This window comes from Akkermansiaceae bacterium, assembly GCA_019634595.1.
GTDB lineage: Bacteria > Verrucomicrobiota > Verrucomicrobiia > Verrucomicrobiales > Akkermansiaceae > Luteolibacter.
In genome coordinates, this window is the sequence record JAHCBC010000003.1 from 450404 (window position 1) to 462943 (window position 12540).

The 12540-nt window shown below is 62.9% G+C and carries 10 protein-coding genes; 4 read left to right on the plus strand and 6 right to left on the minus strand.

Annotation, left to right across the window (positions count from 1 at the left end; all coding sequences use genetic code 11):
- Together KF712_12685 and KF712_12690 are read left to right on the plus strand one after the other, a co-directional pair.
- A complete protein-coding gene (locus KF712_12685; protein ID MBX3741845.1) occupies positions 1-858 on the plus strand; it encodes a metallophosphoesterase in 858 nt (285 codons plus the stop codon).
- Positions 855-2243, plus strand: coding sequence for an NAD(P)/FAD-dependent oxidoreductase (locus tag KF712_12690; GenBank protein MBX3741846.1), 1389 nt, complete (start codon positions 855-857; stop codon positions 2241-2243). Before KF712_12685 ends, KF712_12690 begins: the two co-directional genes overlap by 4 nt.
- On the opposite strand, the gene KF712_12695 is transcribed toward KF712_12690, so the two are convergent.
- The 3 genes from KF712_12695 to KF712_12705 all read right to left on the minus strand — a co-directional run bounded on the left by KF712_12695 (position 2227) and on the right by KF712_12705 (position 5321).
- Positions 2227-3261: a BON domain-containing protein gene (locus KF712_12695; protein ID MBX3741847.1), complete on the minus strand. Its 1035-nt coding sequence runs from the start codon at positions 3259-3261 to the stop codon at positions 2227-2229. The two genes, KF712_12690 and KF712_12695, sit on opposite strands and share 17 nt — an antisense overlap.
- 661 nt (positions 3262-3922) lie before the next feature.
- Entirely contained in the window at positions 3923-4996 is a 1074-nt protein-coding gene (locus KF712_12700; GenBank protein MBX3741848.1) for a lipid A deacylase LpxR family protein, read from the minus strand.
- A 154-nt stretch (positions 4997-5150) separates the two neighbouring features.
- Complete coding sequence (locus KF712_12705; GenBank protein ID MBX3741849.1) at positions 5151-5321, minus strand: DUF1328 domain-containing protein; 171 nt, start codon at positions 5319-5321, stop codon at positions 5151-5153.
- A 247-nt stretch (positions 5322-5568) separates the two neighbouring features.
- On the opposite strand from KF712_12705, the gene KF712_12710 reads away from it, so the two are divergent.
- Complete coding sequence (locus KF712_12710) at positions 5569-6648, plus strand: 3-deoxy-7-phosphoheptulonate synthase (protein MBX3741850.1); 1080 nt, start codon at positions 5569-5571, stop codon at positions 6646-6648.
- A 39-nt stretch (positions 6649-6687) separates the two neighbouring features.
- Complete coding sequence (gene mqo, locus KF712_12715) at positions 6688-8184, plus strand: malate dehydrogenase (quinone) (protein ID MBX3741851.1); 1497 nt, start codon at positions 6688-6690, stop codon at positions 8182-8184.
- A gap of 2 nt (positions 8185-8186) precedes the next feature.
- Here the strand turns inward: mqo and KF712_12720 are convergent, their stop codons facing one another.
- The 3 genes from KF712_12720 to KF712_12730 form a co-directional block, all read right to left on the minus strand.
- On the minus strand, positions 8187-9266 hold the full coding sequence (locus tag KF712_12720) for a M42 family metallopeptidase (protein MBX3741852.1): 1080 nt from the start codon (positions 9264-9266) through the stop codon (positions 8187-8189).
- A 360-nt stretch (positions 9267-9626) separates the two neighbouring features.
- The gene (locus KF712_12725; GenBank protein ID MBX3741853.1) at positions 9627-10964 is read right to left on the minus strand and encodes a lipopolysaccharide biosynthesis protein; all 1338 of its coding nucleotides are present in this window, start codon (positions 10962-10964) and stop codon (positions 9627-9629) included.
- Between the two features lie 23 nt (positions 10965-10987).
- The gene (locus KF712_12730; GenBank protein MBX3741854.1) at positions 10988-12499 is read right to left on the minus strand and encodes an exopolysaccharide biosynthesis polyprenyl glycosylphosphotransferase; all 1512 of its coding nucleotides are present in this window, start codon (positions 12497-12499) and stop codon (positions 10988-10990) included.
- Positions 12500-12540 lie beyond the last annotated feature (41 nt).

Consider the following 12540-nt stretch of genomic DNA (forward strand, 5'->3'; position numbering starts at 1 on the left):
ATGACACGGCTCCTCCACCTCTCCGACCCCCATTTCGGCGCGGTGAGCACCGCCGCGGCGGAAGCTTTCCTGAGCCACGCCCGGTCCCATGCCTACGACTTCACGGTTCTCAGCGGGGATCTCACCATGCGTGCCCGGCGGACCGAACTGGAGGCGGCCTACAACTTCGTCTCGACGATCCCCGGTCCGCTGCTGGTGATCCCGGGCAATCATGACATCCCCGCCACCAACCAACCGTTCGACCGTTTTTTCCGGCCCTTCCGGCGGTATTCGCGGTCGTTCGGCAGGGATCTGGAACCCGTCCACCGCGCGGCGGACTTCCACATCGTCAGCCTGAACAGCACGCGTGCGTTCGGCTTCCACGCGGACTGGTCGGAAGGCATCCTTTCCAGGGAACAGTTGGCCCGCTGTGTGTCGCGGTTCCAGGAAGGCGGGGAAAACCCCTTCCGCATCCTCACCCTCCACCACCCGCTGCTGGCCCCTCCCGGATACAACAGGGTGGTGGTGAAGCCGCTGCCCGACCTGCTCCAGACGGTCGATGACGCGCGGGTGGATCTCGTTCTCTGCGGACATTTCCACCGCTCGCAGCTCGCCACCGCGGGAGTGCTGGAGGGTTGGAAATGTGTCGTCTCCCAGGCTCCGACCGTCTGTTCCACCCGTCTGCAAGGGGAGCCACAAGGGTTCCATGAGATCCGCTTCACCGCGGCGATGATGGAGATCACGGTTTGGCGGTTCATCGGGGAAAGCTTCATTCCCACATCGACTTCCCGCTTCGAACGTGGCCAGGATGGATGGAAGGATTGCGAAGATTCCGTTACGGATGAAATTGCCGTCATCCCACCCGAAGATTCCGAATGAAATACGATCTCATCGTCATCGGCGGCGGAAGCGCCGGTCACTCCGCGGCATCCACCGCAGCGGAACTGGGCCTGAATTGCGCGCTGGTGGAGGCACCCGGCCCGCTCGGCGGCCTCTGCATCCTGCGCGGCTGCATGCCGTCGAAGGCGATCATCGAGACCGCCAACCGGATGCGCGCCATCCGTGAGGCGGAACGCTTCGGGATCATTGCGGACGCTCCGGTGCTGGACATCAAACGGCTCCGCGAACGCGCGGATGTGCTCCTGAAGGACTTCCGCGAATACCGCAGGGAGCAGATGGAGAATGCGGACTACGAACTGATCCGCGGCACGGCGATGCTGGTCTCCGCCCATGAGCTGGAACTGGCGGAAACCAAGCAACGCCTCCAGGCCAAGGCCTTCATCATCGCCACCGGATCAAAGCCGGAGATCCCGGAGATCGAAGGGCTGGAAGGCACACCCTACTGGACGAGCGATGAGATGATCCAGATCCCGGACCTTCCGGAGACCATCGCCGTCGTGGGGCACGGCGCGATCGGGATGGAGGCCGCCCATCTCTTCGAAGGACTTGGCAGCCGCGTAACCGTCCTGGTCCGCGGCGAGAGGATCCTCAGCCACTTTGACGATGACATCGCGGAAGCCATCGAGTCGGAGAGCACGGAACGCGGCATCACATTCCTGAAGAAGACGGAGATCTTCCACGTGGAGCACAGGGGCGGGAAATTCCATCTGTCACTGACGGGAAAGGAAACGCTGACCGTGGATGCCCTGCTGATCGCCACCGGCCGGGTTCCGAACACGATCGGCTTCGGCTTCCAGAAGGTGGGCATCGCCATGGACCGCAAGCGGATCCTCATCGACGACCGGTGCTCGACCTCCCTGCCGCATGTCTTCGCGGTGGGGGACTGTGCGAGTCCGTTCGCGGTGGTGCATCTCGCCGTCATCCAGGGAGCGGTCGCGGCCCGCAACGCGGAACGCATCATCCGGGACGGCCACTCGGAGCTTTCCCATGAATGGAGTCCGGAAACGGCGATGGTCGGGCTGTTCACCGAGCCGCAGTGCGTGGAGATCGGGACGGGTGTGAAAGAAGCCGGGAAGAAAGGCATCAAAATCCTCACCGGCAGGATCGACTACAACGACCAGGGAAAGGGAATGATCGCCGGGTCGCGGCATGGTTTCGTCAAGGTCATCGCGGAGGCGGAGTCCCACCGGATCATCGGCGCGGCGGCGGCGGGGCCGGAGGTGCTGGAAACCTCCCATGCCATCCAGGTGGCGATTTCCCGGGGAATGACGCTGGAGGAATACGCCGCGGTGCCGCACTACCATCCCACTCTGGTGGAGGCATGGGCATCCGCGGCGGAAGAAGCGCTCACCGGCGGGGAGTGACCACCGGAGCGTTCACGGAAACGAGCGGGCGCTGCGTCTCCCCGACACGGATGAGGTTGTTCACCGCCATCACGCCCGGGACACCACGCGCCGTGGACTCCGCCGCGGTTTTCATTTCCTCCGCTGGAACCTGCCCGGTGAGTGTCACCACTCCGTCGGCAAGCTCGCTGTTGACCAGACCCGCATCGATGCGGCGGTCCGCCGCCATGGCATCGTCCAGCGCGGCCATCATCTGTTCCGGAGTGAAGTCCTTGTCCTCCACCGCTTCCATCTTGAGGTCGGAGTTGATGGTGAGACGGTCCGCGTTCACCTCGAACACACCGGTGACGGAGGAGCGGCGCACGAGGCGGTCATACTCCCCCCTGCTGCCCAGCTCACCTTTCAACCTCACGACCCCCTCCTTCACGGAAACCGAGAGCGCGAGTCCATCGCAGAGCGGATCATTCGCTATCAACTGGCGCAGTTGATCCGCGATCTGGTCGTCGCTGCGGATGCCGTCGAAAGTGACTTCGGTCTTGTTCTCGATCACCGTCACTCCGGGAACCCTGGACACCGTCTCACGGGCGATTTCCTGCTCATCCCATGTGCCCACGGCACCGCCGAGGACGGCTTTCCCGCCCTCCACGTTCACAGTGATGCGGCTGGCATCGAGCGCCTTGTTCTTCCCGAGAGCGGTGAGTACGGCGGCCTTTACGGAATCATCCGTGGTGGTGGTGCCACCGATCTTCAGTTCGTTCACGACGGCGCGGACCTTGACGACCGACATCGCCCGTTCGGCGGCGCGCTCCGCTTGATCCAGCGTCGCGACGTTGCCGGTAAGGATGGCGATGCCGTCGCGCATGGTGGCGGACACCTTCGTCCCGTCCATGCGGGTGTCGGAGGAGATCTCCATCTGGATGTATTCGGAAATCTCGCCGGGTGTTCCCGGAGCCATCTCCGGAGTGGCGGAAGCAAAAGCCGTGCTGATCATGGCCACCGCCATCCAACGGGCGTGGTTTTCTGCTGTATTCGTTTTCATGGCATCATCGGGGACAAATTCCATGGACCAAATCGCATACCCCGTGCCACGAACCCGGAAGCGGCCACAAGCGGCTGTCCCTCAAACCCATCGAACTTCCGCCTGACCGCTCCCTCCCCCGCACCAGCCCGGATGGGCGTGCAATGTGCATGCACAGGGCACGAAAAGGCAAGGACGCGGGTTTTTTGAATCGGGGGCTCTTTTTTGAATCGGGGGTATGTGCGGGGGAAAAGGCGGGGATCGACACGGATGGAAAGCACTCCTCGGGCAATACCCCCCCTCCCCCCATGGGACAGTGACCTGCCTGCATGGAGTTGTGGAAGAGGGTGACCCTCCGCACCTTGTTTAGGGTGGCGTGCGGACCTAGCCCCTGCCACTCGGTTGCCCCCCGTGCTGTTGTCGAGGTAGGGGGATGGAACTCGGCCGGGTTCCCCGCAATGTCATGGAAAGCGGACCAGCTCGCCGGCGAACTCTCCGGGCAGGAGGTTCCGCGATGGATGGATGATGCCGCACCGGCATGGTGGGACCAAGCCGGAGTTGTTCATGGGATGCCCGCTTCGGGGGCGTCAGCAGTGGACCAGTGACCAGTGACCGTTCCGTGGCGGAGCAGGATGCTCCGGCAACGGCCTGGGCCAGGATGGCCCAGCCACACGGTGATCCCTCAGAACTTCACACGGACGGCCACCGTCCCAAAGTCGGCGTGCCCTTCCTGCTCGCGGTATTCCCTGGTCCTCCAGGTGTGGACATAACTCAGCTCGACGAGGCGGTAGCGGATGCCCAGGCCGCAGAATGCCTCCGCCACGAAGGGCCTGCGATGATTCCCCGTGTCGAAATCCCGGAAGACCGGACCATCCAGCGTCGCGTCATGGGCCACCCCACGGACCGTCGCGCCGAAAAGCGTGTAGATGGACCAGTGGCCTTGATAGTCACCGCCGCCGCCGAAGTAGCGATGGGAATAGGCGGTCGAGGAAAGCCGCGGATCCGAGAAGTCAGGAGGAAGGTTGTAACCGGCGCGGAAGAACCCGCCCAGATGGGCCTCCGTCCGGAAAGTGCCCAGCCTCACGCCCCATTCGGTGAGGCCGTCGATGCGGAACGCTCCGCGCTCCACCTCGACAAAGTCCGCCCGGCGTTTCTGCACGAAGCTGATGTCCGCCGTCACCTCATTCGGCACCTGGTCATTCCAGCCGTTGAATTTGTCGATGTCCCGGAGATCATGGATGGTGTCCTGGGACTCCTCCGCAAGGGAGTTCGGCCCAATCATGCCGACAGTGAACTCGATGGAGTTGAGGATGTGCTCGTCCTTCACGTGGAGGGAAAAGCCGAGGCCAAGCCAGCCGGCGTAACGGCGCTGCCCGGCGGGCTGCACGGCAGGCGCGGGATCTTCCGGCGTGAACATCAACTGGGTGAGGGAGAAGCCGTAGTTGTAGTGCACCTTCGACGAATCCTTGAAGCCGGTGATTTTCCTGAAAACACCGTAACTCTCATCATCGCCGGAGAAACGCCGCAGGTTCCGCTGCAGGCCAAGGCGCTCGACCGGACGGTCTTCCGAAATCCACGAAAGGCGGATGCCGTTGGTGTAGTCCTTGTCATCGCCTCCGAAGAGGTCGTTGTCGAAATAGAGGGTCGTGTAGCCGCTGTCCTTGTCGGGGAAAGGATTCAGGGAATAGAGTCCCTGGGCCTGGGTGGCGGCGGTGGTGCAGATGACGGCGGTGGCGATGCTGGGCAGGAGTTTCATCGGGGTGGGTGCAGGAGGGTATGGGTATCAGAAAAGGGAAGAGGGAGTGAACGAATCCTCCCGAATCGTTCACTCCCCTTTGTTTCAGGCATCTCCCTGATGATGCCGTGAGATTATCATGGGTATTGGAATGAGGATCTGTCTCCCGACAGTCTCATGGATTCTTACCCCGCAATGCCCGGCTGAGCGCCGAAACCACCAGCAGGATGAGGAATATGACAAAGAGCACCTGGGCGATTGAGGCGGCGGTACCCGCCACGCCACCGAATCCTAAAAGTCCCGCGATCAAGGCGAGGATGAGAAATGTAATGGTCCACTGTAACATTGGTTACTCCTTTCGTAAGTTCTCCATTCCTGTTGCAGGATTCCGGCCAGCCCCGGAAAACATGACACAAATCACTGTCTTTAAGATGATTATACATTAATCAACCTAACAATATCTTCACCTCCGACGGTGCAGTCCGCCCAAAAAGCCCGCATTATTGATGCAATTTGCACCCACTCGGAATAGAGTCGGATTCATCGGCACCATCGGCTTGTGGGGGACGGGGAAGCTCTCCTATCCTGCCCGGGTGATCCAGACCTCCGACCTCCGCATTTCCGGCACGCGGCCTCTCATTTCCCCCGCGATCCTGGAGTATGATCTCCCCGTCCCCGCACAACATGCGGACCTCATCTCCCGCTCCCGGAGCGGGATCTCAGCGATCTTCAAAGGTGAGTGCGACCGTCTGGCCGTGGTCATCGGCCCGTGTTCGATCCATGACCCGCAGGCCGCCATCGAGTATGCGTGGAAGCTGAAGGAAATCTCCGACCGGCTGGCGGAGGATCTGCTGGTGATCATGCGCGTCTATTTTGAGAAACCGCGCACCACTGTCGGATGGAAGGGTCTGATCAATGATCCGCATCTGGATGACAGCTTTGACATCAACCACGGCCTCCGCGCGGCCAGGGCGCTGCTGCTGGACGTGGCCACCATCGGCCTGCCCGCCGCCACCGAGTTCCTCGACACCATCTCGCCGCAGTATGTGGCGGACCTGATCTCCTGGGGGGCGATCGGCGCGCGCACCACGGAGTCCCAGATCCACCGTGAGCTGGCGTCCGGGCTTTCCATGCCCATCGGCTTCAAGAATGGAACGGGCGGCTCCATCCAGATCGCGCTGGATGCGATCCAGTCGGCCTCCCGTCCCCACCATTTCCTGGGGGTGACGAAGCAGGGCATCTCCGCGATCGTGTCCACCACGGGGAACGAGGACTGCCACCTGATCCTGCGCGGCGGCCAGGGCGGCCCGAACTACGATGCGGACAGTATTTCCGAGACCGCGGGCATCCTGGCCACGCAGTGTTTCCCCCGCCACCTGATGGTGGACTGCTCCCACGGGAACTCACGGAAGAACTACCGCAACCAGCCGGTGGTGGCGCAGGAACTCTGTGCGCAGATCTCCGCGGGCTCCACTGTCATTTCCGGAGTCATGCTGGAATCCAACCTGGTCGAGGGAAGCCAGAAGCTCTCCACCAGGGAAGAAATGACCCACGGCCAGTCCGTGACGGACGCCTGCATTGGCTGGGATACGACGGTGGAGGTCCTGGAAGGACTGGCGGCGGCTGTGCGGGAGCGGAGAAAACTTGCAAGCAGCGCACCTGCCGGGGCGTAATCCGTGCCTTCCGCAATCCCTTTCCATTCCCGACCCTTCATGCAGTCCCAACACATCGAAAACCCGGATGTCATCCTCATCGGCAGCGGCGTCATGTCCGCGAACCTCGGCGCGCTGCTGAAGCGCCTGAAGCCGGAACTTTCCATCCAGGTCTATGAAGTGACGGCGGAGCTGGCGCAGGAAAGCTCCCACGGCTGGAACAACGCGGGAACCGGCCACGCCGGCATCTGCGAGCTGAGCTACACGCCGCACCGTGAAAAGGACGGCAGCGTCAATGTCGCGAACGCGATCAAGATTTTCGAACAGTTCGAATACACCAAACAGTTCTGGGGCCACGCCGTCGCCAGCGGGATGGTGGATGCGCCGCGGGAGTTCATCAATCCGGTGCCACATATCAGCTTCGTCCACGGACAGGAGCAGGTGGACTACCTGAAGGCGCGCCACGCCGGGCTGGCCGCCCACCATTTCTTCGGTGACATGGTTTATTCGACGGATCCCGCCACCATCGGGAGCTGGTCGCCGCTGCTCACGGAGGAGCGGGGGGAGATCCCCATCGCCGCCACGCGGATGGACAGCGGGACGGACGTCAACTTCGGCAACATCTCCCGCAAGCTGCTGGGCTGGCTGGCGGACCAACCGGGCTGCGGCATCGCCGTCAGCCACCGGGTCACGGATCTGGAAAAGAAGGGCGACCGCTGGACGGTTACCATCAAGGATCTGGTGACCGGGAAGAAGCGCACCAACACGGCGAAGTTCGTCTTCGTGGGAGCCGGTGGCGGCAGCCTGCCACTGCTGCAGAAGTCCGGCATCCCGGAGAGCAAGGGCCTCGGCGGATTCCCCATCGGCGGGCAATGGCTGGTCTGTGAGAATCCGGAGATCGTCGGCAAGCACCAGGCGAAGGTCTATGGCCAGGCGCTGGAGGCAGCCCCGACCATGGCGGTGCCCCATCTGGACACCCGCATCCTCGACGGAAAGAAGACACTCCTTTTCGGACCGTTCGCGGCATGGACGACGAAGTTCCTCCACAAGGAGGGCAGCTTCCTGGACCTGCCGCTGTCGGTGAAACCGCACAACCTCGCCACGCTGGTCAAGATCGGCATCCACAACCTGGATCTAGTGCAATACCTGGTGCAACAGGGTACCCAAAGCATGGCGGACCGGATGGAGGTCCTGCATGTCTTCTACCCCGGAGCGAAGGCGGAGGACTGGAAGCTCATCGACGCGGGCATCCGCGTGCAGGCGATCAAGAAGACCGACGGCGAAGCCGGCATCGTCCACTACGGAACCGAGGTCATCACGGATGAAGACCGCAGCATTTCCGCGCTGCTGGGAGCCTCCCCGGGAGCCTCCGTCTGCGTCCACATCGTGCTGGAGGTGGTGAAGCTCTGCTTCCCCCATCTGCTGGAGTCAGCGGAAGGCAAGGCACGGATGAAGGAACTGATCCCCATCCACGACGTGGACATCAAGCTGCCGGAAAACGCCGCCTACTTCCACGAGACGACCGCGAAAGCGGAGGCCGCGCTCGGCCTGCGCTGACCTCAGAGGTAGCCCGTCAGCCCCTCGACCGTCGCCTCATCCAGCCTCTTCGCGAGCGCGACGGTGAGCGCGACCATCGCGAGGTAGTCGTTCACGTCGATGATGGCGTTGTGGGAGTGGATGTAGCGCGCCGGGACGCCCAGTACGATGCTGGGAATACCGGTGCCGCCGATATGGAATGACCCCGCGTCCGTGCCGCCGCTGCGGCGCACCGTCACCTGGTGCGGGATGTTCTCCGCTTCCGCAGTCTCGATGGCCAGGCGGGCGAGCCGTGGGTTGGTGATCGCCGTGGGATCGAAAAGCCGGATCTGCACACCGCCGCCGAGGCTTCCCTGGCTGTCGGATTTCATGAAGCCCGGCGTGTCATCCGCAGGCGGGCCTTCGAGGACGATGGCGACGTCCGGCTGGATGAAATTCGCGGAAGTTTTCGCGCCGCGGCAGCCGACCTCCTCCTGGACCGTCCCGCCGAAGATCAGGCGGTTGGGGTGTCCGGATGCCGAAAGGATCTGCCCGGCCTGGATGGCACCTGCCATACCCGCGCGGTTGTCGAACGCCTTCGCCATCAGCAGATCCCCTCTGCCCAGCGGCGTGAAAGCGGACAGCGGCGCGATGGGATCCCCGAGCGCGATGCCGAACACCTCCGTCACCTCCCGCCGCGAACCGGCTCCGATGTCGATGAACATCTGGTCGATGCCCATCACCTGCTTGCGCGCGGCTTCCGGGAGGAAATGGGGCGGCTTCGAACCGATGACGCCGGTGATCTTCTCCCCTTCCCGCGTGCGGATCTCAACCCGTTGCGACAGCAGGGTATGCTCCCACCACCCGCCGAGGGTCACGAACTGGATGAAGCCGTCCGGCGTGATGTTCTGCACCATGAAACCGACCTCATCCATGTGGCCCGCGATGAGCACCCGTGGTCCGGCTCCCCCTGTCTCGCAGAAAACCGAGCCGTTGCGGTCCGTGGAGAGATCGCCGCACTCGCCGAGTTCATCCACAAAGATGGCCCGCACCTCATCCTCATGACCCGGAACGGAGTGGGCCTCGGTCAGTTCCTCCAGCAACGAAATCGCCTTCTCACGCATGCTTGCCAGTCTGGACGGGAGGCCCGGAGGTTCCAAGCGCCAAAAGTGGCGGGAGGCCGCGTCATATGGTGTAGCGAATCTCGTGAGAGATTCGGCGGGGCGGGCGTCCATCCGCAAACAAGCTCCGGATTTCCCGGACTTCCACTGGCCGGACTGGGACCGCGGAATTCATTCCGCTTGGCTTCGCATGATCGCTGGATTCTCCGGGGCGGGATGAATCCCGCGGTCCCAGTGAGCCATCCATGCGTAGCGAATCTCGTGAGAGATTCGGCGGGGTGGGCGTCCATCCGCAAACAGGCTCCGATGCCCGTGGACTTCCCCCCAACCGGAAGTCTCACGACTTCCGCTACCCATGATAAATCACGGTACCCTGTGCAACGCACGATGAACCATCTTTGGCAAGATCCAGCCGGTGCCCAGCAGGATGGTGGCTGCCATGGCGAGCAGCATCAGGTTGAGGGAACCCATGGAAAGGGAGACACAGACCACGGCGATCATGACGAGGGTCTCGAAGATCTGGATGACGGCGAGCCGCTTCACCTGGCCGGTGCCGATCATCATCGCGTGGTTGAGATGCCGCCAGACGTGCATGATGAAATAGGCGGCGTAGCAGGCGAGCACCGCGCGGTCCGTGTCCGCGAAGGATTTCCCCAGCCAGACGCCGAGCGCCCATGGGCCGAGGATAACCAGCCCCAGGCTGGAAAGCGCCGCGAACCCCAGGCCAAACAGATAGAGCCGCCGGGCGGCCTTCCTCGCCCAGTCGATGTGCCCCCTTGCCAATGCCTCGGCAACGGCGGGCCAAGTGGGAGTGCTGAGCATGACCACGAAGCCGAGCTGCATGACCGTCAGGGTGACAAACACCCCCCACAGCGCCACTTCCGAGGGACCATCACCCAAACGTCCGATCAACCAACCGCAGAAGTTCGCTTCCACGAAGCCGGTGAGGATGAAGCAGGCTGAAAAGGAAAGTCCGTCCGTGAGCAACGGGCGGACCAGTGATGGCTTGAACGCGGCCGGTGAGGGAACGGTGGCGGGGTGCTTTTTCCAGCAGGATACCATGTTCCCCAGCTTGGCGAGGATCATCGCGCCCTGGACGGCGAGCACCAGGAACCAGACTTCCGGCACATACCAGATGCCGACGCCGACGAACACCGCGCCGAGTACATTGCCAACGGCACCCCACAGATTGTTGGACGCGACCTCCAGATAACCTTCCCGGATGCGCTCCGTGAGGTTCACCACGAAAAACATGAGGAACAAGCCGAGGCCCACCCACATGGCGGGGCGCAGCAGTGTTTCCTTTCCGGCGAACTTCGCGCCGAACAGGGAGTCGAAGGGAACCAGGGCCAAGACGGAGGCCATCAGCGCACCGGCAAGCAAGGCCACCCCCAGCATCAGCAGCAAGGCGGTGGACACCAGGGCACGCTGGCTTTCCACATCCCCCTTCGCCCGTGCCTTGGAAAGTCCGTGGGCGAGGGCAGGCCCCACGCCGATCTCCAGCAGTGACACCGTCCCCAGCGTGAGGTTCACCATGGTGAAAAGCCCGAATTCCTCCCGTCCCAGCACCCGCACGGCGAGGGGAATGGAGATCAGTTGGAGGAGGACCGTCCCCAGCTTTGAGACCAGCGAAGTGACCACCGCCAGCCGGATCGAGCGATCACGGCGGATGGAGTTCTCAGCAGTCGTGGATTCAGGCATGTCTTCGATGACCGCCGCGTCCATCAACAGGCGCCCCGGCGATTGAGGAAGGTCATGACCATGATCTGGAAGTCGAGCATGAAGTTCCAGTTCTCGATGTAGTCGAGGTCGAACTTCACGCGCTCGCGCAGGCAGGTGTCACCCCGCAATCCATTCACCTGCGCCCAGCCGGTGACGCCGGGCTTGATGTTGTGACGGACGTTGTAGTGGGGGATGTCCTCCTTGAAGTTCTCGATCAGCTCCGGCCGTTCCGGGCGCGGGCCGACGAGGCTCATGTCGCCGCGCAGCACGTTCCAGAACTGCGGCAACTCGTCGATGTTCCATTTCCGGATCAACGCTCCGATCTTCAGGCGGCGCGGGTCGTCCTTCACGGTCCAGCCAACTTTGCCGGGGGTCTCCGCATCCAGGCGCATGCTGCGGATTTTCAGGATGTCGAATGGCTTTCCGTTCAGGCCGATGCGGCGCTGGCGGTAGAGCACGGAGCCGGGGGACTCCAGATAGACCCAGGCCATGAACAGCGCCATCAGCGGGGCGAAGACGATGAGTCCGACAATGCTGCCGATGATGTCGACGAAACGCTTGAACACGTTGTTGAACGCATGGTGCAGCGGGAGCCTGCCCACGCCGAGCACGGGCATGCCGTGGAAGTTCTCCAGATTCAGGCCGGAGACCAGGATCTGGAAGCAGCTCGGCACCAGCTTGAAGTCGGCGAACTCCTTGCCACAGGTTTCCGCGAGCGAGAGCATGTCATTCCGGTCGAGATTTCCGTCCACCACCATCACCAGATCAGATCCGGTCGAGCGCAGCAGGTTGCGGAACTGGGACCAACCGCCGAGCACCGGCACCTCCGCCGGCAGGTCCTGCGGCACGGTGCCGCCCGGAGGCAGGATGACACCAGCAATCGCGATCGGCTGGATGCGTCCACGCTTGGAACGGGCCAGCGCGCGCGTACATTCGTCATTCCAGCCGACGAAGATCGCCTTCTGCTGGAGCTTTTCCACATAGCCGTCCCCGCGCAGGATGCAGAAAAGGAACCAGCGCCAGAAAAGCATCATGCTCATGGCGGTGAGCGCGCCGATCACGCAGTAGAGGCGGCTGATCGCCGGATCGATCTTCAGCATGAGCGAGATCGCGAGGAACCCGGCGCACCAGATGGCGCAGGATTTCACGATGATGAGGCCGCATTTGCGGATCGCCAGGAAGTTGCGCGGATCATGGAGGCGGAAGTTCGCCAGCAGGAAAACGAGCAACAGGGTGCCGACCGACACGTGGCCGAGGTAGCTGCGCGCATCCACGATGGGATCGGACACGCCGAATCCCCGCATGCTGGTCTCGAACCGGATGATGTAGGCAATCACCAGCGCCAGGAAGATGACGACGGCATCTCCCAGGAAGCTGATTGCGACGAGTTTCTGGTTCGCCACCCACGGACGGTTGCGGTGGCGGAGGTTGAAGCGGGGGGCTTGCTCAATCGGGGGGGCTGAAACCCGAGCGGTGTCGGGTTCGAACGATTTCAGTCGGGGGGTGGAAATCATTTGTCGGGGGGGTGGGGGGAACAAACGATATCGCCCGGCTC